This window comes from Butyrivibrio sp. AE2005 (assembly GCF_000686965.1).
GTDB classification, from domain to species: domain Bacteria; phylum Bacillota; class Clostridia; order Lachnospirales; family Lachnospiraceae; genus Butyrivibrio; species Butyrivibrio hungatei_A.
In genome coordinates, this window is sequence record NZ_KK366044.1 from 35,616 (window position 1) to 56,382 (window position 20,767).

Consider the following 20,767-nt stretch of genomic DNA (forward strand, 5'->3'; position numbering starts at 1 on the left):
CGATCAAATATCATATGGAGGTAGGTTATGAAAGTTCAGCAGAACACGGATGTTCAGATGAGTAATGTTCAGAACCAAGATTATTTTTCAAAAAATAACGCAGAAACTCCAAAAGGAAAAGGGAAAGAAAAAGATAATACTCAGTCGATATCAGGGGCAGATCTTACAGGGGAAAGTCTTGTCGTACAGAGAAGAAAAATTGCCAGAAAGCAGGCGCTTAAAGTTGTAGCGGATGCTTTTAAAGGCGAGCTCGGAATCGATGCACAGCTAAAAAGCATCAGAGACAAAATACACAGTTTAAAAGACGAGCTGGCCGAAGTTAAAGAAAATGCGCGAGACAGAATAAAGTCCATGATGATAGGATTTGGCGTCGATCCCGAGAGCGAAGAAGCCAAAAAGGCAATGGATATTGCGGATGAAGTCATGGCACATCCCGAAGAATATATGAAATATAAGTTTCCGAAAATTGTTGAAGTAGAGGAAGCGGAACAGGAACAGGAGCAGGAACAGGAACAGAGCTACGATGAAATTGTTATAAATAAAGTCGATGCAGAGGTGGTATCCGATCTGACCGAATTCCAGAAAGCAGTGGTAGATAGCCTTGAAACAGTGGTTGGAGCAATTAAGAATCTTAATGATGAAATTACACAGAATGTTCTGACTCATAAGGCTATAAAGATTAAACGCGCAGAGTCTCTCAATATGCTGAAAGCACAGAAGGAGGCCGAGAAAATTATGAATACTTCCACAAGAGAAGTAATCGAAATTCTTGCAAATGAAGCCGTAAACCACCTTGAAGAAGAAGAAAAAGAGCGCGAAGAAGAGGCAAAGAAAGCTGCGGAAGAAAAGAAAGAAGAGAAGAAGGAAGAAGCCAGAAAGCTTGAAAAAGAAGCAATGCAACAGGAGATGATCGCCAATATAAGAGAACATGCTGAATTGAGCGAGAAGACAAGCGCTGATGTGAAAAAAGCTATCGCAAGAAGAGAGCGGACGGAAGCTCTTTTGCTGGATCCCGATAATGTGTCGCAGAAGATAGTGATTCCGGATGCAACTTCACTTGAAAATGCGCAGAGTGCGGTAAATTCGGCAATTACCAATATCCTTAACAGTAACTTTCTTGTTACGGATGATATAAAGGGAAGCGCTGTTGATAACCAGGTATAAAAAGAAAAAATGAATGTTTGGATTCTCCCAAGTAAGGCAAAAAGCCTATGCTTGGGAGTTTTTTATATTATAGAAATTGCTTTCTTATAATATAAAAACGCTTCGCTATGGAGAATAAAAGTTTTTAATATATTGGGAAAAATGTTCTTTTTATAATATGATACATATATCGAATTTAATGAGGTGGAGTTTTTATGTATTCATTATTATTGGCTGTAATTTATCTTATATTTGTAAGTCTGGGACTTCCCGATTCACTCCTTGGTTCGGGCTGGCCGACTATGCAGGTCGCTTTTGGCGTGCCCTCATCTTATGCGGGATATGTTTCAATGTCGATTTCTTTTTTGACCATAATCTCTGCACTGTTCAGCCCCAGATTTATCAGGAAGTTTCATACAAAAAACATAGTGGTGTTCTCGATTTTTCTTTCGATCGTGGGACTCTTTGGATTTTCTTTTGCAAACTCATATGCGATATTGTTTCTGTTTGCGATACCGTACGGCCTTGGAGCCGGCGCGATCGACGCTTCAATAAACCATTATGTTGCAAATAATTACCCGTCGTCCGTGATGAATTTTTTACACTGCTTCTACGGAGTCGGAGCCGTTATAAGCCCCAACATCATGGCGCTTGCCTTGAAGCATGCAAAGTGGAATCAGGGCTACAGATGGACGGCGTATATTCAGACGGCGATAATGATCGTGGTAGTGCTGTCTTTGCCTTTGTGGGCAAAAAATGATAGCAAGACAGGCGAAGATAGTGTGCAATCAGTAGGTATCAGAAAGACAATTTTTGTTCCGGGGGTAATCCCCACGCTTATCGCATTTTATGCATACTGTTCGGGGGAGTGTACATGCTTTCTCTGGACATCAAGTTATTTTGCGGGGACAAAAGAGGGGCTTTCCGACGGAATGATCGCATCTTTCGGGTCACTGATCTTCGCAGGCCTCATGCTTGGAAGACTGATCTCAGGCTTTGTGTCTGACAGGCTGGGTGACAAGCTGCTTATCAGAGTCGGAATCGCAATAGAAATCCTGGGAATAATAATTATTATGCTCCCTGTCAGCGGATATGTTCTCGCGGCAGCAGGCTTTGTGATAATCGGAACCGGCATGGGGCCCGTCTATCCTTCGATACAGCACATGGCTCCCGAGAAATTCGGCAAAGAATACAGCGCTGCCGTCATCGGTCTTCAGATGTCATCCGCCTACGTCGGCAGCACCTTCATGCCCACCGTTTTCGGAATCATCCAGCAGCATATTGGGATCGGTATCATGCCTTGGTATCTTTTGATCTTCGCATGCCTCAATATCGGACTTTTGGAATATTCCTACAAAGTTACGGGAAAATAATCTGTAGATTTATTACACACTTTTTTCATGCTTATTTGCTATATTTAAAGTAAATACTACTTGAGGAGCGGGCTTATGGTGAAAAAGATGAATTTTTGTGTGGTGTTAACTGTTGTTGTCTTGACTGGGTGCACTCCGATTCCAAGTGATTATCAATCGGTGTCTACTGATTCTTCTACGGCTGATGTGGTGGATTCTTCAGAGGAGGAAGCAAGCACATCGGCTACATCCGGTTCTGAAAATTCCCTTGCAATTGATGAATTTGAATATAACGGAAAAACAATTTCTGTTTTAAATGATGTGCCAAGCATATTGGAAAAGTTTGGAACACCTGATAAAAAAGAACCTTTCCAGCCGGAATATCAGTCAGGCAGATTTTCTTATTATTTTGACTCAGAGAAGATTGAATTAAATACTGTCGAAGTTGACGGTGAGGAGCTTCCTTTTTATATTCGTATCAGTGATGAAAACGTGAAATTACCTAAAGGAGTTCATATCGGATGTACGGAAGAGGAAGTAAAAGCAGCATATGGTGAACCAAGCAAGACCTATACAGAAGCTGCATATTTTATGTGCTATGAAAATGAAAAATATGAGCTTTCATTCATGATTGGCGCTGAAATGGACCCTGTCGATGAGGTAAAGAGCATTGAATTTATAAATGTTGATACCAGGTCAAAATACAATTTTGATTCCAAAAAGAGATTGAGCAGCGATGTAGATACAGTCCCTGCTTCAGGAGATTCTGCCAATGGATTGGCAGGTGAAGAGTTTTTATATAATGGAAAGGAAATATCAGTATTAGATAAACCTCATGAAAAGGTAATTCCCAATCTTGGCGCACCTTTTCGAATAGATGACCTTAGTCCGGAAGGTGTCTTTTTATATTATTTTGGTTCCGAAACAGAACATATCAGGTTAGAAACGTACACATATAACGGTGAAGAGCTTACCAAATCCCTATTTATAAATGATAAGACCATAAAAACAAATAAAGGTATTGGAGTTGGATGCACAACAGCAGATGTTTTGGCTGCTTATGGCGATCCGCTTCCACCTACCGACAAAAATGATTTTTCTATGTGCTACAAATTTGGACAATATGAGATCGCGTTCCATCGCAATTCTAAAGATGGAGATATAGTATCATTTGCTTACATCAACCTTGATACTTTTGAGAAATATCTTAATGATTGATACTTCTATAGCTTATGGAAGATTTCGTTGAATATATAAATGTTGATACCAAGTCAATGCATAGTTATTGAGAATAGATGATAATTTGATTTTTTCTGAAGATGGATATACAATGTATACACATAAAGGAGGTGTTGTTTATGCAGGCTCAAGTTAAAGCATGGGGCAACAGTCAAGGAATTAGAATATCAAAAGAGGTGCTTCAAGAAGCAGCTATTTCTGTAGATGATGTTTTGGATGTTAAGGTTTCAAATGGAATGATAATGCTTGTTAAGCCTTTTAGACATAAAACATTGGAAGAGCGTGCTGCTGAATTTGGCGGAAAACTCAATCTTGATGGAGAATTTGACTGGGGTGAACCGGTAGGAAGAGAGATTTGGTAATGAAAGAAGAACTACATCAGGGAGATATACTCAAGATTGAACGAATCAAACAACCGGTTCTTGTTGTTAGTAAGGATTTCTTTAATCAGACGCATGAGATAATTGGTTGCCCTATATATGAAAAAGGAGAAGCAGGACCTTTACACATACACATAAGTACAAACGATGTTGAAGGATATGTACAATGTGAAAAAATGGCATTGTTGGATATGGGAATTAGAGGATATTCAAAAATCGATACGATACATTATTCTGATATCATAAATATTACAGATGCTATTCAGGGAATCTTTGATTACATCTAATTCGATGAAAACATATGTCAAATATGTGCTTTTGCAAAAAAAACTTGACTGTAAACCTTCTTTACAGCTTAGAGTTATGGCATAAATTCTAAGGAGGCTGCACTGATGACAATTAAAGAAGTCGAGAAATTACTGGAGGTTCCGAGAGCTACTGTAAGATTCTATGAAAAAGAAGGACTCATAAATCCTCAGAGAGAAGGGAACAGATACAGAGATTATTCAGCAGAAGATGTTGAGCAACTTAAGAAGATAATCATATTTCGTAAGGCAGGCTTATCTGTAAGTGATATTGCAGATCTTTTTGACGGAGCAAAGCAGATTGATGCGGTTCTCGAAGAAAACCTAGAAAACCTTAATAAGCAGATGGAAGAGCTGAAAGGCTCAATAAACCTTTGCAAGAAGATAAAAGAAGATTCGCCCGAAATAGATTCTTTTAACTCAGAAGTTTACTGGAACTATATTGAGGAAGAAGAGAAGAAGGGCAATGCGTTTATCGATATCGCAATAGAACTTGCGCATGAAGAGAAGAAGATAATTGCAAGCCATCTTGGCTGGGGAATTGACAGAGACGGTAATATATATGATCTGAAACAGTGTGTTATAGGAACTGTCTGCGCTATCGTACTGATCGGCACGGTGTTTGGCTTGTTTAGCGGAAATTGGGGCATTGGCAATTTGAAGGAAGCTGTCAGATTCATAATCGGCATGATTATATTTGAATCAGTTTTTATGATCCCGATATACTTCCTTGGAAAAAAACATCCCAAGATAGCGCGGAAAAGGAACGGATACATGCTTTTGGCAATGTGCTCTTTCGCTGTGGTGCTGGTTCTCTTTGTAGTATTTTTGAATATACTTGGGGATTGAGAGCAAGAGACCTGGGGAATTGCCTAGATAGTACGTTTCGTTATAATTGAGAACAATAAAAAGCTGGTAGCCAGGAGATAATGAGGCTAATGATGTCAGATGGGGGCAAATGAAAAAAGGTCAAATGAAAAAGTTTATACTGACCATTCTTTTTAAAATGCTTATATGAGCAGGCGATTTTTGGCATGATAGCTTCATGTATGGCACATTATTATGCAAATCATCCTTTGTAAGGTCACGCAGGCTAAATATACACCACACAGAGTTATTTTGGAGAAGCTGTACGGTATGAAAAAAAGAATATGCACCGCACAGAGTTATTTTGGAGAAGCTGTACGGTGTGAAAAAAAGAATATGCACCGCACAGAATTATTTTGGAGAAGCTGTACGGTGTGAAAAAAAGAATATGCACCGCACAGAATTATTGTGGAGAAGTTGTACGGTGTGAAAAAAAGAATATGCACCGCACAGAATTATTGTGGAGAAGCTGTACGGTGTGAAAAAAAGAATATGCACCGCACAGAATTATCGTAGATAAGTTGTACGGTACGAAAAAGAGAATGTGTACAGTACAGAATCATCGTAGAAGAACTGTATGGTGCGAAGATGAGAACTTGTACCGTATAGAATCATAGTGAAGATACTGTACGGTGCAAAGAACTTCCGCCTGCATCGGTATTGTGATAAAGTAGTGGGTAGGAGAAATGAACATGAATACAACGATTTTTTTGCTGGAAGACGATGATGCCATAGGTATGGGGCTTAAGTATTCGCTTGAGAAGGAAGGCTACGTGGTTGCGCATGCAACAACTTGCGAAGAAGCGCGAAATAACTGGAAGCCCGATGAGTATGGACTCGCCATCCTTGATATAAACCTGCCTGATGGAAACGGCTATGATATTTGCAAGATGATAAAGAAAAGCGGCGATGTTCCCGTTATTTTCCTGACTGCATCCGATGCGGAAGTAAACGTAGTCATGGGACTTGAACTTGGCGCGGATGACTATATATGTAAGCCGTTTAGGATAAATGAGCTTATGGCGAGGATCAGAGCGGTTCTTCGAAGAAGCAGTGCTGCGAATGCCAATAATCAAGGTGACAGCGGCCAAAGCGATAACGCACAAAACAGCAATCCGGCGATGGGAACAGCAACCACCATGGCCGCAATAAAACTTGCCAACATCACCATATATACAAATGAAGCAAAAGTCACAAGACTAAAAAGTGGCACCGAAACCGAAGAAACAATCGAGCTCACAGCGCTCGAATACAGACTCCTTCTTGCTTTTTGCAATAACAGAGGAATAGTTCTTTCAAGGAAAACACTTTTGGAAGATATGTGGGATGTCAGCGGCGATTTCGTGAACGACAACACACTCACGGTTTACATAAAGAGACTCCGCGACAAGATAGAAGAAGATCCGGCAAATCCGCAGATCATTAAAACTGTTCGCGGACTTGGATATATTGTGATGTAATGGACCACAAACTCCGTCCCCAAAGCGACCAAACCATGCTTAATGGACCGCAACCCCCGTCCCCAAGAGACCAAAAACATGCTAAAAAACAAAGATTTCCGAAACTTAATACTTCTAGGTTTTGCAGGCACATTGATATTTTCACTATGTGCCAATAATCTGACAAATTTCATTTTTGATGATAAAATAATAGATGAAAAACTTTTTTACGATGGTTTTCCGGACGAAAATTATCCGGTAGTTGAAGTGAGTGATTTTGTGGGGTATGATAAAAATGAGTATATTTATAAACTCATTCCCAAAGAAATGATTTGCTGTCTATGCGCAAAAATCCTTATTTTATGCGAAAATGCCGAAAATGAACCCAAAAAGCGAATATTTCATGCGATTTGAGCGTTGTAACTGAAAAAAGTAAGGAAATCAGCGATAAAGTATTTGATTTACTGGAAGAAGACGGGTATCATAATTATACATGTTAAGCTCTGATAATAGGTTTGCCGGAATCTGTTGTTTTGAGCTATCCGGTGTAAAAACATTGGATAAAAAAATTTATAAAGGAAACTGAAATGAGCAAAATCGCGATTTTTACAATGGGAACGCGTGGGGATGTACAGCTGTATATCTATTTGGCAAGGAAGCTGATAGATGAGGGAATCGATACAACTATTGGAACACATCCTTACTGGGAGGATCTTGTCGAAAAGGCAGGAGTTAACTTTGTTCCCATAGGTTCCAATATAAATATTGAGAGAGAAATGGCTGCGATAAGAGGCAACGGTACCAATCCCATGAGTGCAATGAGGGAGCAGGAATTTGTTGCTGATTTCTTCCAGAATGCAACTCATGATATTTTGAATGCTTGCAAGGGAAGAGATATGGTTATTGTAGGCCACACTATGATCGGTGCTGTAGAAGCCGAGGCTTTAGGTATTCCCACGATAAATGTAACGCTTCAGAAAGAATCAATTCCCGAGAAACTCAGACAGCAGACCGTATCAGAGAAGGTTTTGGAGAATTTTGGATCTAACAGGGCAATAAAACCCTTTAATAATCTGAGAAAAATATATGGTCTCAGACCAATTAAATCTGTAGATGAGCTCTTTTCAGACAGGCTCAATCTTATGCCGATCAGCAGGACTGTTAATGACAGAAATCCTTACTGGGAAGCCAAGAACGTTGTTACAGGTTTTTGGTATGAAGATGATGTTGATTTTGTTCCCGATGAGAAGCTTAAGAACTTTATGGAAACAGGTGATAAGCCTGTAGTCCTGTCATTTGGTTCAATGTCCTATGAGGATGATGTTGTTGCTGATAAGCTTGATAAATTCATTAAGGCATTCGAAGCAACTGATACAAAGGTGATCATTCAGGGATTCCAGAAGAGTATAGCGACCAATTACAAGCTTCCTGACAGTATTATGTCATGCGGAGATGTTCCGCATAGCTGGTTATTTAGTCGTTCAAGATATGTTATTCATCATTGCGGCTTTGGCACTTGTGCTGCTTCAATGGTTTATGGGGTTCCGTCGATACCTATTCCGTACATGGCGGAGCATGTTAAGTACGCGATCAAGTTAAACGATCTCGGAATAGCGACCAAGATGGTAAAAGTTAGCAAAGTCAGCAAGAGAGCAATAATGGATGTGCTTGACGAAATGAATTCTTCATATTATTTCAAAAAAGAAAGAGCAGAGGAGATTTCTAAGAAAGTCAGAGCCGAGAATGGCTTGGATGACGCTGTACGACGTATAAAAGATGTTTTGCACTGATGGGCCGATTTGTTTCTAGGGGGTCGGAATGAAATGTAGTAAAGTAATTTTGACATCAGTTATTTCCGCGATGCTAGTTTGTGGATGCGCGGGTAAATCCGATTCTTCGGACGACGATATGTATTCATTTGAGAATGCATTGGTAGTTGGGGAAGAGGAAACAGAAGAAACAGAGGAAGCGGAGGAAGACTCTTCAGTCAGAGTGGTTTCGCAGCGAGATCTTAACGGAACAGGTAAAGGTGGCAGCCTGTCATCGGATTACATTGTAGAAAAAGATATTCCTTCTTTGTATGCCAAAAGAAAATCCGTCTCCAAGGCCAAGAATTTTGAAGGTGATTGGCAGAGAATAGAAATTGAGAATTCCGCAGGTGATATTGAGATAAGTGATCAGACCAAAGAAGGTTTTTCATTTGAAGGATTTTTTATCTATACCGTAAATACCGGAGATTGTTCAGGTACAGCGTATTTTGTATCGGAGGATACGGCGATAGCATGTGTTGATGAGGCTTCGGAAGCATATGTGGCATTCCATAAAGTTGGCAGTTCAATGTACGTATCGCATACGGGTGAACTTCCGGATATGGGAAATGATGTTACGCCGGATGGAGAATATATTAGTAATTAAGAAAAAAGACAAGGTCCAAAAAACCTTGTCTTTTCTATAAGTCTTCTTATTATTCTTCGGAGGAAGAGAAGCGGTTAACTTCTTCCTGAAGACGTTCAGATACTTCTCTGTTACTCTCGGAATCATCGTGAATCGTAGTGATGGAAGCAAGGATTCCGGTAGTGCTTTCTGTTGCATCTGAAACTCCGGTTGTACAGTCGCTGATAACGTGTGAGATGTTGTCAATCTGTTCTGCCATTTCACCGATTGTGTTGTTGAGGACAACAGTGTTTTCGTTTACTGACTTAAGTACCTGGTTGATATCCTCTGCGTCCTGATAGTACTGCTGTGCAACATCTTCAAATTCATCGTAGTCCGCAAGTACCGATTCGCTTACATATGTGAGCATCTCGTTTGAATCTTTTGCAAGTGATTCAACTGCGGAAATAACCTGATTACTGATTTCCTGAATGGAGTTTGCGGTATCTTTACTGTGCTCGGCAAGTTGTCTGATCTCATCTGCAACAACCGCAAATCCTTTTCCTGCATCGCCTGCTCTTGCGGCTTCTATGGATGCGTTGAGAGCAAGGAGATTGGTCTGCGAAGCGATGGAGAGGATATCTTCTGTAAGAGTCTGGATTTGTGCAACGTTCTTACTGTCTTCGATAGAGCTTTCAAGCCCGTCTTTTATGGAAGAAACCATCTCGTTTGTGGAATTTCTCTTCTTTTCGGTGTTTTCGCGGATGACTGTTGCATGATCTTTGATATCCGATACGCGCTGGTTACCGGCTGCTACCTGATCGGAAACCTGTCCGACAGCGGTATTTACATCTTTTGCTCCGTTATTAAGAGAAATAAGCGTATTGTTTGCGGTCTCCATACTTGCCGTAAGTTCTTCCATAACTGCGGATACATTGCTGACATCTTCTTTGGAAGTGTTTACCAGACCGACGGTATTTTCAACAGATGAATAAATATGTCCCGACTCGGATTTTATCTTTACGATAATATCCTGAAGGGTCGTAAGGAAATTGTTTATTCCTGAAACAAGTACTCCGACTTCGTCTGTTGAGCTATTTTTGATACGACGTGAAAGATTTGCATTTCCTGCATTCATAGCGGAAAGTATTTCGTCAAGTTCTATTGAAGCTGCACGCAAAGGAGAAATTGTCTTGTTTACTACATAAACTCCGATCACAGCTACAATTGTGGAAAGGATGGAACCTATTATAATAGATTTGTGAACGCTTTTCTCAGCCGCCTTTAAGGTTGCGGTGTTTTTATCTACGAGAGCCTGAAGCTGTTCTTTCATAAGAGTGACATTGTCCTCGTATGTAAGTATTGCTTCGTGGCAGTTTGCAAAATAAAGGTCATAGGATTCTGAGAATTTTTTTGCATAGAACATTGTTTCCATTTCTTTATATGTGGAAAGGAAAAGATTTCCTGCTGAATTCATTGTTTCGTATTCTGCAGAAAAATCCGGATCGTTTACTTTTTGAACCTGAACACCCAGATCGTCGAGTGCAGCTTTCAATGCTTCCTGTTCGGGCTTGCCGGGGTCTACCATTGTTGCGACACCGTCATCTGTATCCATGGCGCCTGTCGGAGCCATTGCCTGGACAAGAAAGAATCTTTTTACCAGGTTCTGCAGATTGGTATTGGCGTCTCCAAAGTCTCTTTCGATGGACAGATATGTGCCTGACATGGTGTTTGCCGCATTGACGGCGTCCTGGAAACTTATTGCAATAAGAACTACGCCTATTACCATAACTAAGGCTAAAAGGAAGAAACAAGAAAGAATTTTGGTTCTGAGACTTTTCATCATATGGTGCCTCCTTAAAGGGGGATGAGATTTTATGTTGTTATAATTTCACATTATCATCGTTTTTTTATGATATCAATAGATGTAAAAGTAATTTTTGTTTTTTTTAATTGTTTTATCATTTATACAGATTTGGGACAGATTCCGGAAAAGAGAAAGATGCCCCTACACCACTATTTGCGCTATATGCAACTGCCGGTTGACAAATTTCAAAGTAGACTTTATAGATTGCAACCGTGGTTTTTTGTAATCTTTACCCATAACAAACAACCGAAAAAAATTTTGGAGGAAAAGAAAATGATTCTAGCGGATAAGATTATCAATGAAAGAAAAAAACTTGGATTATCTCAGGAAGAACTTGCAGATAAACTTGAAGTATCAAGACAGGCTGTTTCAAAATGGGAAAGTGCACAGTCGACACCCGATCTTAACAGAATACTTATGATGTCCAAGATTTTTGGCGTCAGCACGGATTACTTATTAAAAGATGAGATTGAGCAGGCAGGCGACGGCGAACTTACGGAATATGAGGGAGATTACAGCCCCAAAAAGCTTGTGACAATGGAAACCGCAACATCATATATAGATGCGGTGGAAAGAACCAATCCGTTCATAGCGCTTGGCGTATCTCTTTGTATAGCATCTCCTGCGGTAATGATGGCACTTTCAACTCTTAGTCAGTATGGAAGGTGTTCCGATAATATCGCAAGTGTCGGCGGAATAGTGATTCTTTTGTTCATGGTAGCGGCAGGTGTATTTATATTTATTACAACAGACAAAGACCTTAAGCCTTTTGAGTATATTGAAAAAGAGGAGATTGACACTGCATACGGCGTAGACGGCATGCTCAGGGAAAAGAAATCCCGCCTTGAAAAGAGAAAGAGCAGCTTTATCGCAGTTGGTGTTATTATGTGCATCCTTAGTTGTGTGCCGCTTCTTGCAACAAGTATGATGAATTCCGGCGGAGAGCTTACAAGTCTTATGGTAGGCGTGCTTCTTATCATGGTATCTGTCGGTGTAAATATGATAATCAGGGGAAATGCGGTTGTTGATGCATGCAATAAGGTGCTTCAGGAAGAGGACTATACTCCGAGCGGAAAAAGACTTAATAAGATTACAGGTAAGGTTGCATCAATATACTGGCCTATAATCGTAGCTGTATTCCTTGGAGTAAGCTTTTTGACCGATAAGTGGGAAACAACATGGATCATCTGGCCTGTTGCAGCCGTACTCTTTGGAGCTATCGCAGGGATCATCAAGGCTGTGCGTGATAAGTAAAAGGGGGAAGTACTGCCGTATCCTGCGCAGGCTGGAAGGGTATATTGCTGATTTTTTAGTGGTTTCGTATTTTGATATTCATGGCATAAAAAAGCAGAACTGTTTGTTCCTCGCTCCAAACTCGCCCATAAATGGGCTCAGACAGGTGGAGCGAAAGCGGAACAAGCAGTTCTACTTTTTTACACTCATGAATATGGCAAAATACTCACATACTAAAAAATCGGCAATATACCCTCCCAGCCTACGCAGGATACGGCAGTACTTCTTCTGAGTGCAATAATGGGTAGTTGCTTTTCTTATATAGAAAAAAGCTTTGCTATGGATATGAATAAAAATGCAAAAAGATGCGGAATGTTGTAAGAATTGCTTTTCTGAGGGAAATAGGTATGGTAGCATATTAATATAACGTAGAATAATTATCATAAATGCGAGAGTTATGATTGAAAATGCGGGGGGCGGGCAGGATGCTATGGCTATCTGAGGGGCTTCTCGTATAACAACTTAAACTTACATGAGGAGGATTCGTATGAGAGTATGTAACAGATGTGGAGCGATGGTTGAAGATGGGATTGCTATATGTCCGAGTTGTCAGACGCCGCTTAAGGGGAATGAGCAGGTGGTTTCGCAGCCAATGATGGAGAATGGTGCTTATCAGAATGTTCAGGCAGAGCCAAGACTTGGAACTAAGTGGGCAGATTTCCTTGGATATTTTGCGTTGTGGCTTGGAGGACTTGCCAATGTTGTTTCAGGACTTGGCTGTTTTGCGCTGACCGGAGTGTCTTCTGCATATATGGTGCTTGCGATTCTCTTCTTAATAACAGGCGCCATCGACTTTATTGCAGCAATCAAGATTATTAAGAGAAAAAGAGATGCAAGAAAGTTTGTGCTTATCGCATATTCACTGGTTGTGGTGGTTAATCTGATTGCTATCGCGTTTGCGCTTTCATCGAATGGTGAAATTACAACTATGGTTGCAAGTACGGTTGTCGGTGTGATCATGATCTTTGTAAATAATATCTATTTCAAGAACAGAGAAAATATATTTGTAAATTAAATCATGATCGCATTTTTAAAAGTTCCGATAAAAGAACATTTGCTGCGTCTGTTTTGCTCATGATTCCGAGTTCTTTTTCATCGGACGATGTTATAAGAGTAAGTACGTTTGTATCTACTTCAAAGCCTGCGCCTTCGACTTTTAAGTTGTTGGCGCAGATCATATCAAGGTTCTTTTTTTCAAGTTTTTTTCTTGAGTTTTCAAGAAGGTCTTTTGTCTCCATTGAAAAGCCGCATAATATCTGGCCTTTCTTTTTGTTTTTTCCAAGATACGCAAGTATATCGTCGGTGGGCTTAAGCGGAATCGCAAAGTCGCCTTTTTGAGCACTCTTTTTTATTTTGTCATCTACGTAGTTGGCGGGAGTGTAGTCAGCAACTGCAGCGGCTTTGATGATGATATCCTGATCGTTTGCTCTTTGTGTAACGGCTTCATACATGTCTTTTGCGGAAGTGATGCTCACGAAATTAAGGTGAGAAGGCACTTCCAGATTGGTCTTTCCCGATACGAGAGTTACATTTGCACCTCTGCGTGCGGCAGCGGTAGCAATGGCGTAGCCCATCTTGCCGGAAGAGTGATTGGTGATATAGCGGACGGGATCGAGTGCTTCTCTTGTGGGACCTGCTGTAACAAGGAGGTTTATGCCTTCCATGTCTTTGGGACAGGCTATTTCATATATTATCTCATCAAGGATCTTTGCAGGTTCTTCCATGCGGCCTTTTCCGACAGTACCGCAGGCAAGGAAACCTTCGCCCGGAGTTACTATAATATAGCCGTAGCTTTTAAGAGTTTCTATATTCTTTTGTGTTATGGGATTTTCGAACATCTTGGTGTTCATGGCAGGAGCGATGATCTTCTTACAGGTGCATGCAAGAGCTGTTGTTGTCAGCATGTCATCTGCGATTCCGTTTGCAAGCTTTGCGATGCAATTGGCAGTTGCGGGAGCAATTACAAGTACGTCTGCTTTGTCCGCAAGTGCGATGTGCTCAACTTCCATAGGATGATTTCTTTCAAAAGTGCCCGTGATGCACCTTGTATGAGTAAGTGCTTCGAATGTAAGCGGAGTTATAAACTCTGTCGCATTCTCTGTCATGATAACATCTACATTTGCATGTGTTTTTATGAGCTTTGAAGCAAGATCTGCTGATTTATATGCGGCAATTCCGCCCGTAACACCCAGAACTACATTTTTTCCCTTTAACATCGTTTCTCCAATCACAATATCAGTAAATTCGCTTTGAGTATACCGCGATTTTGTGAGGAATGTAAAGTATGGAAAAAAGTTGTTGACATTTTAGATTGCATACAATATAATTTTATTAAATCAAAACAAAAAACCATTAACATTGTTTCAAAACGGAGGTAATATCATGGGATTTTATGATTATTCGGTAACCGATGCTCAGGGCAATGAAGTTAAGCTTGATGCATATAAAGGAAAAGTTGTTCTTGTTGTTAATACCGCTACAGGATGTGGATTCACACCTCATTACAAGGATATTGAGGCTATGTATGAGAAGTTTCACGATAACGGATTTGAAGTTCTCGATATTCCTTGCAACCAGTTTGCGGGACAGACACCCGGAACCGATGAGGAAATCCATGAATTCTGCCAGCTTCACTACAATACAAAGTTCCCGCAGATGAAAAAATCTGATGTAAACGGCGAAAACCAGCTTGAACTCTACAAGTTCCTAAAGGAGCAGAAAGGCTTTGAAGGATTCGGTAAGGGCGCAGCTGCACTGGCTATGAATGTAATGCTTAAGAAAATTGATAAGGATTACAAGAATAATCCTGATATAAAGTGGAATTTCACTAAGTTTGTCATTGACAGAGACGGCAATGTCGTTGCCCGCTTTGAGCCTACACAGAAGATGGAAGATGTAGCGGCTTATGTAGAGAAGCTCATCTGAAGCGACTAATGTAAAGAAAAGTATATAATATAAAAGAAACAAAACAGCTTATAAGAAGCTTTTACAGGCTTTTTATAATATATTATCTCATTACAATCTCATAAAAAATCTCATCGGATTACATATCTCCCGTCCGATGAGATTTTTTGTATTAAAATTCGGTACATTTTTTTCTGCTTGCAAAAAAACTTTTCTGTGATATATTTATGGTGCGCGGTATTTAGTAGGAACTGAAACTGCAGCATTATTTAAGGAGAATTAAAAATGGATAGTACATCATCACTTAGCCGCAAGACTGAGGAGTTAGGCGGACTGAGCAAAAAGACGCAGTACATGGTAGAGACTGCACTTCTTGTTGCCGTTACCATCATCATGGGTAACACTTTTTTAGGCACAATTCCCACACCTTTATTGAAAGTTTCAATCGTAACCGTTCCGGTTGCACTTGCATCTATGCTGATTGGACCTGTTGCAGGCATTATCTGTGGTCTTGCATTTGGTATCAACAGTTTTATCGGTGCGCTCAACGGATCAAGCGGACTTCTTTCAACACTCTTTAACATCAATCCTTTCGGAGTGTTTGTGACAGCGGTTGTTGCAAGATTTCTTGATGCAGCGGTTACATCATTTGTTTATAAGCTTATACACAAGGGCAAGCTCAAGACAGCTTCCTACTATATAACAGGCGCCCTTATGCCTCTTCTTAATACGGCATTCTTCATGGGCTCACTTTGCCTGTTCTTCTTTAATACTGAATTTGTACAGGGACTTGCAGCCAATTACAATGCTACAACACCTATGGCATTCGTTATCGGGATGGTAGGCGTTCAGGCAGCAATTGAGGCTGTTGTCGGATGCGTTTTGGGAGGCACTCTTGCAATGGTACTTTCCAAGGCACTTCACAGGGGTTAATTAAAAGGCGATTTTCATGAGCGGAGTTTTGGCTGTAGATATCGGTAACTCAAATATTGTCATAGGTTTTTTTGACGGATCTGAATATAGAGAACTTGGAAGACTTAAGTCTGACAGGGATTTTTCTGAAGATGAGATTGCGGAAGGATTTGCAGACCTGATAAGTAAGGCAGGATTAAAAGACAGATCATTTGACGGCTCAGTTTTATCAAGCGTTGTCACTGAGATGACGGATAAGGCAGCAGGGGCACTGAAGAAGATAACAGGTAAAGATGCAATGATTCCAAACACCACAATGAACACAGGAATAGACGTATCAAGATATGACACTTCCTGCTTGGGATTTGATCGGGTTGCAGATCTTGCGGCTGCAGTTTCAGAGTATGGATGCCCTGTAATGGTATGTGATCTGGGAACATGTACGACAGTAACGGTTGCTGATGAGAAAGCAAGACTCGTAGGGGGGATGATATGTCCCGGAGTTCAGTTGTCGCTTGATGCAGAGGCACAGAGAACTTCGAAACTCCCACAACTTACTGCACGTAAGACAGATAAGCTTCTTGGAACGGATACCGAATCGAATATGATATCGGGAGCCGTGGCAGGAACAGGAATAATGCTCACGGGGCTGATAAAAAAAGTCATTAATGAGCATGGTTTTGATGACTTAAAGGTTGTCATAACAGGGGGATGGTCAGAAGCTGTAGCAGAGTGGATGGACGCGGAAGTTATAAGAGATCCGGATCTACTGATGCGCGGGCTTTTGACGGTATATAATAGGAACAGATAATTAAGAAGCCGTACCTTGAAAAAAACAGGGTGCGGCTTCTTTTCAATATGGCAAAAGAGGTCTATAATCAGATAGTCGAATTATGAAGAAAAGTTTTTTTGGAGGAAAATTATAATGAAATCACCTGCAGAGATAGCAGCAAAGTATGAAGTAGTCGGAAAGGGAAAGACAGAAGGAAAATTTTTGCAAACTTTTATGCTTGCCATTCTTGCGGGCTCTTTTATAGCACTCGGCGGTCTCGGAAGTCAGATTGCATCAAGCTGCGCAGCAGATCCGTCAAGCGCAAGGGTTATCAGCTCTGTTGTATTCCCAATCGGTCTTTTTATGGTGCTTGTTGGAGGAGCTGAACTTTTTACAGGAAACTGTCTTATTACAATCCCTGTTTTATCAAAGAAAGCTACAGCTAAAGGAATGATCAGAAACTGGATAATCGTATATATCGGAAATATGGTCGGAGGTTTTTTGATCGCGGCACTTGCTGCATTTAGCCATATATATTCATTTAATGACGGCAATCTTGCAACTCAGGTGGTAAAAACAGCTGTCACAAAATCAACTATTTCATTTGGAGATGCTTTTTTACGCGGAATCCTTTGCAACGTTCTTGTATGCATGGCTGTTTGGTGCTCTTTTGCAGCAGATGAGCTTGCCGGCAAGGTGTTTGCGCTCTGGCTTCCCGTTATGCTCTTTATTATTTGCGGATTTGAGCACTGCGTTGCCAATATGTACTTTATTCCTGCAGGATTTCTTGCATCATACGTTCATGGTATTCCTGCAGACGGACTGTCTGTTTTGGGATTTTTTGTCACCAACCTTATACCCGTAACGCTCGGAAATATCGTAGGCGGAGGTATCTGCGTAGGTGCGGCTTACCATTTGATCTATCTTAAGAAGGATTGACCTTTTGTTTCACTGAGGGACATTGAAAATGAAAAATATTGAATTTTACGTTGGAGATATCACAAAACTTAAAGTTGATGCCATTGTAAATGCCGCCAATTCAAGCCTTCTTGGTGGCGGTGGAGTAGACGGTGCGATTCACAGAGCGGCAGGCCCCGGGCTTCTTAACGAGTGCAGAGGGCTTAACGGATGCAGAACTGGCGAAGCGAAGATTACGAAGGGATACAATCTTCCCGCCAAATATGTTATTCACACGGTCGGACCGATTTATTCAGGTGCAGAGAGCGACGAGACTGACCTGTATAATTGCTACTATAATTCGCTTTCGCTGGCAAAAGAAAATGATGTTCACAGCATCGCTTTTCCCGGAATCTCTACGGGAGTTTACGGTTATCCCAAAGAAGCTGCCGCAAAAACGGCGCTTAATGCGATAACGACATGGCTTTCGGAAAATCCGGAGTATGATATGAAGATAACGATAGTAAACTTCTCGGAACACGACTATGAAGTTTATCAATCGGTAATCGGTAACTGATGTAACTTTTTATTCTAACATCACGCTGAAAGTATAGGAGCATATATGAAGAACAGTTTTGAAAGTGCAGGGGGCAGAAAAAATCGCAGGGGAAGAGGTCTTAGAAAAGAGGATCTTATAAAGATCTATATCGCGGGCGGAGCGATTCTTTTACTTATTGTAGGTATTTTACTTGGCTCTTTGTTGTCTAAGGGTTCAAAGGATGAAGAGGAAGAACTTGATATAGCAGAGGTCGAGGAATCAGTTCCCGAAGAGGAGGTTGCTGCTGAGGCTACTACGGAAGCTTCTGAAGAGGAAGAAGCAGCAACAGAAGCATCTTCGGAAGAACCGGCTGCAACGGATCCTCAGACTACGGCACCAAAGGAGACGGGAGCAAATGTCAATATCAAAGAGCTTGTGAGTGCAAGCAGTGTCGGTGAGAATTCCAAGGTGACTTACGGAATAGACGTATCAAAGTTCCAGGGAACTATCGACTGGGCCAAGGTTGCGGGAACAGGAATTGATTTTGCCATGGTAAGAGTCGGTTACAGAGATTCTGCATCGGGGGAGATCAAGCCGGATACCAACGCAAAGTTCAACATGCAGGAAGCTGAGAAAAACGGTATTAAGGTCGGAGCATACTTTTTTTCCACAGCTGTAACCAAGGACGAAGCGATAGAAGAAGCTAACTGGGTAAAAGATTATATCGCAAAATATTCGATCACATATCCCGTAGGATATAACTGCGAGGGCTTTGAAAAAGAGACGAGCAGACAGTTTAATCTTACCAAGGACGATAGAAGTAATATTGCGATTGCATTCCTTGAGCAGATACATAAGTCAGGATATACGCCTATTTTCTACGCATCAAAGGGAGAACTTGCCGAGGATGCGAAGTGGAATACATCACAGATTGAGAAGTCTTATAAGATCTGGATGGCATGGTACAACCAGGATACTTCAAATATTGCAAAGGGACCTGCTTACGGCGGTCAGTGCGCAATGTGGCAGTACACCAATCAGGGTGACGTTGACGGAATCAGCAAGAAGGTTGACGTAGACGTAGCATATTTTGGATATGACGGAACTGAGACCGCAAAAGATACTTCTGAGAGAGAAGTTGCTTCTGCCGATGTTGAAGCACTTATGAAGTTTGATCCTGTGGATGAAACAGTCACAGCTAAGAGCGTGACGAATTTAAGAGATAAGCCGAGCCAGGGAGCAGACAGTAATGTTGCTGAGACGCTTCAGAACGGCCAGACAGCGCAGCGCACGGGAGTAAGTTCGAGCGGCTGGTCAAGGGTTACTTATAACGGCAGGAATCTTTACGCGGTATCAAGCTTTTTGACGACCGACTTAAGTGCACCTAAGCAGCAGTCGGCAGCTGCACCTGTAGAAGATAACTCGGGTCTTAAGACTAAGTTTGCTTCTTGCAACGAGACGGTAACAGCCAAAGAAGAGGCTAACCTCAGAACGAAGCCCAGCGTTACCGATCCCGATGCAACTGTTGCAGCAACGCTCAAAGCAGGTGAGAACGCTACCCGAACAGGTATCAATAATGATGTCGGCTGGTCAAGGGTTGAGTATAACGGACAGACACTTTACTGCGTAAGCAGCTTGCTTAAAGTGGTGGAATAAAATAGAAAAGGCTGTAGCACAAGTCAGTGTTACAGCCTTTTTCACGCCCTATCTCAAAGCCATCCGTTTGGAGGTTGTTGTTTTTCACCATGAGGCAATAAGGCGGTTTTTCTTGTTGCCACGTATGTTGATATTCAAGGCATAAAAAGACTTAAGCTTTCATTCTTCGCTCCAAAACTCGCCCATAAATGGGCTCAAACAGTTGGAGCGAGAACAGAATGAAAACTTAAGTCTTTTTATTGCTCTTGAATATAGCAACATACTTAAATACTGCGAAAAACCGCCTTATTGCCTCACAGTGAAATATCTACACTTCTAAATGGATGGCTTTGGAGCAGGGCTGTCTACAAAAAATTGAATATTGTGTTACAATATGATGTACTTGAAGGTCTTACTATTTTTGATTTACATCTTATCCGGATTATGCAATAATGTTTGTGAATATTTATTAAACTATAATAAATTAATATTCACAAAAATGGAAAAAGTTAGCATGTGGCGCATTTGCTATGTAAAAAATATGTAACAATAACGTATTGGAGGTTATAGTGAGCAGAATCGGGGATTGCAGAAGAAAGATTGAAAAAATCAGAGAAGATATCAGAGCAATGAGGGAGAAACAGACAGTTATCGACGGATATATCAGACAGATTGAGACCCAGAAAGATACACTTGATGGAATAGATTTAAGCAGAGCAGGCGAGTGGATTGGCGTTAACGAGCAGAACGCAGTTAAGGCTAAGAACGTCTGCGTTTTTAGAATGGACGGAGCAAAGGGCGAGTGTACGCGGCTTAGAAGTGCCATAGATAAGATGATAAGAGAAGCCGAG

The 20,767-nt window shown here is 41.0% G+C and carries 21 protein-coding genes; 19 read left to right on the forward strand and 2 right to left on the reverse strand.

Annotation, left to right across the window (positions count from 1 at the left end):
• The first annotated feature begins 27 nt into the window (after positions 1-27).
• The 10 genes from DL92_RS0116755 (at position 28) to DL92_RS0116800 (ending at position 9,140) form a co-directional block, all read left to right on the forward strand.
• On the forward strand, positions 28-1,164 hold the full coding sequence (locus DL92_RS0116755) for a hypothetical protein (protein ID WP_026668352.1): 1,137 nt from the start codon (positions 28-30) through the stop codon (positions 1,162-1,164).
• A 194-nt stretch (positions 1,165-1,358) separates the two neighbouring features.
• Positions 1,359-2,516, forward strand: coding sequence for an MFS transporter (locus DL92_RS0116760; protein WP_026668353.1), 1,158 nt, complete (start codon positions 1,359-1,361; stop codon positions 2,514-2,516).
• A 75-nt stretch (positions 2,517-2,591) separates the two neighbouring features.
• A complete protein-coding gene (locus tag DL92_RS0116765) occupies positions 2,592-3,713 on the forward strand; it encodes a hypothetical protein (RefSeq protein WP_026655550.1) in 1,122 nt (373 codons plus the stop codon).
• 140 nt (positions 3,714-3,853) lie between these two features.
• Positions 3,854-4,096 carry an AbrB/MazE/SpoVT family DNA-binding domain-containing protein gene (locus DL92_RS0116770; RefSeq protein WP_026655549.1) on the forward strand — a complete coding sequence of 81 codons (243 nt, stop codon included), beginning with the start codon at positions 3,854-3,856 and terminating at the stop codon, positions 4,094-4,096.
• Positions 4,096-4,401 (forward strand): type II toxin-antitoxin system PemK/MazF family toxin, encoded by a 306-nt coding sequence (locus DL92_RS0116775; protein ID WP_026655548.1) that lies wholly within the window; start codon positions 4,096-4,098, stop codon positions 4,399-4,401. Before DL92_RS0116770 ends, DL92_RS0116775 begins: the two co-directional genes overlap by 1 nt.
• Positions 4,402-4,506: 105 nt before the next feature.
• Positions 4,507-5,268: a MerR family transcriptional regulator gene (locus DL92_RS0116780; protein ID WP_026668354.1), complete on the forward strand. Its 762-nt coding sequence runs from the start codon at positions 4,507-4,509 to the stop codon at positions 5,266-5,268.
• 710 nt (positions 5,269-5,978) lie between these two features.
• Positions 5,979-6,746 carry a response regulator transcription factor gene (locus tag DL92_RS0116785; RefSeq protein ID WP_034469613.1) on the forward strand — a complete coding sequence of 256 codons (768 nt, stop codon included), beginning with the start codon at positions 5,979-5,981 and terminating at the stop codon, positions 6,744-6,746.
• Positions 6,747-6,824: 78 nt separating this feature from the next.
• Positions 6,825-7,139: a hypothetical protein gene (locus DL92_RS0116790; RefSeq protein ID WP_026668356.1), complete on the forward strand. Its 315-nt coding sequence runs from the start codon at positions 6,825-6,827 to the stop codon at positions 7,137-7,139.
• A 173-nt stretch (positions 7,140-7,312) separates the two neighbouring features.
• Positions 7,313-8,515 carry a glycosyltransferase gene (locus tag DL92_RS0116795; RefSeq protein WP_026655543.1) on the forward strand — a complete coding sequence of 401 codons (1,203 nt, stop codon included), beginning with the start codon at positions 7,313-7,315 and terminating at the stop codon, positions 8,513-8,515.
• Between the two features lie 28 nt (positions 8,516-8,543).
• Positions 8,544-9,140 carry a hypothetical protein gene (locus DL92_RS0116800; RefSeq protein ID WP_026655542.1) on the forward strand — a complete coding sequence of 199 codons (597 nt, stop codon included), beginning with the start codon at positions 8,544-8,546 and terminating at the stop codon, positions 9,138-9,140.
• Positions 9,141-9,189: 49 nt separating this feature from the next.
• On the opposite strand, the gene DL92_RS0116805 is transcribed toward DL92_RS0116800, so the two are convergent.
• Positions 9,190-10,944, reverse strand: coding sequence for a methyl-accepting chemotaxis protein (locus DL92_RS0116805; protein WP_026668357.1), 1,755 nt, complete (start codon positions 10,942-10,944; stop codon positions 9,190-9,192).
• A 294-nt stretch (positions 10,945-11,238) separates the two neighbouring features.
• Between DL92_RS0116805 and DL92_RS0116810 the strand changes: the two genes are divergently transcribed.
• Complete coding sequence (locus DL92_RS0116810; protein ID WP_026668358.1) at positions 11,239-12,219, forward strand: helix-turn-helix domain-containing protein; 981 nt, start codon at positions 11,239-11,241, stop codon at positions 12,217-12,219.
• 526 nt (positions 12,220-12,745) lie between these two features.
• Complete coding sequence (locus DL92_RS0116815) at positions 12,746-13,273, forward strand: hypothetical protein (RefSeq protein ID WP_026668359.1); 528 nt, start codon at positions 12,746-12,748, stop codon at positions 13,271-13,273.
• Between the two features lies 1 nt (position 13,274).
• On the opposite strand, the gene coaBC is transcribed toward DL92_RS0116815, so the two are convergent.
• Positions 13,275-14,474, reverse strand: coding sequence for a bifunctional phosphopantothenoylcysteine decarboxylase/phosphopantothenate--cysteine ligase CoaBC (coaBC, locus tag DL92_RS0116820; RefSeq protein WP_026668360.1), 1,200 nt, complete (start codon positions 14,472-14,474; stop codon positions 13,275-13,277).
• A gap of 166 nt (positions 14,475-14,640) precedes the next feature.
• On the opposite strand from coaBC, the gene DL92_RS0116825 reads away from it, so the two are divergent.
• From DL92_RS0116825 to DL92_RS21340, 7 genes are all read left to right on the forward strand, one after another.
• A complete protein-coding gene (locus DL92_RS0116825; protein ID WP_026655536.1) occupies positions 14,641-15,183 on the forward strand; it encodes a glutathione peroxidase in 543 nt (180 codons plus the stop codon).
• A 264-nt stretch (positions 15,184-15,447) separates the two neighbouring features.
• Positions 15,448-16,095, forward strand: a complete 648-nt coding sequence (locus tag DL92_RS0116830; protein WP_026668361.1) for an ECF transporter S component — start codon at positions 15,448-15,450, stop codon at positions 16,093-16,095.
• A gap of 16 nt (positions 16,096-16,111) precedes the next feature.
• A complete protein-coding gene (locus tag DL92_RS0116835) occupies positions 16,112-16,885 on the forward strand; it encodes a type III pantothenate kinase (RefSeq protein ID WP_026668362.1) in 774 nt (257 codons plus the stop codon).
• A 114-nt stretch (positions 16,886-16,999) separates the two neighbouring features.
• Entirely contained in the window at positions 17,000-17,785 is a 786-nt protein-coding gene (locus tag DL92_RS0116840; protein WP_026655533.1) for a formate/nitrite transporter family protein, read from the forward strand.
• 28 nt (positions 17,786-17,813) lie between these two features.
• Positions 17,814-18,320, forward strand: a complete 507-nt coding sequence (locus tag DL92_RS0116845; RefSeq protein ID WP_026668363.1) for an O-acetyl-ADP-ribose deacetylase — start codon at positions 17,814-17,816, stop codon at positions 18,318-18,320.
• A 45-nt stretch (positions 18,321-18,365) separates the two neighbouring features.
• Positions 18,366-19,937, forward strand: coding sequence for a GH25 family lysozyme (locus tag DL92_RS0116850; RefSeq protein WP_034469616.1), 1,572 nt, complete (start codon positions 18,366-18,368; stop codon positions 19,935-19,937).
• A gap of 548 nt (positions 19,938-20,485) precedes the next feature.
• The coding region (locus DL92_RS21340) for a hypothetical protein (RefSeq protein ID WP_026668365.1) at positions 20,486-20,767 on the forward strand (282 nt) is incomplete at its 3' end.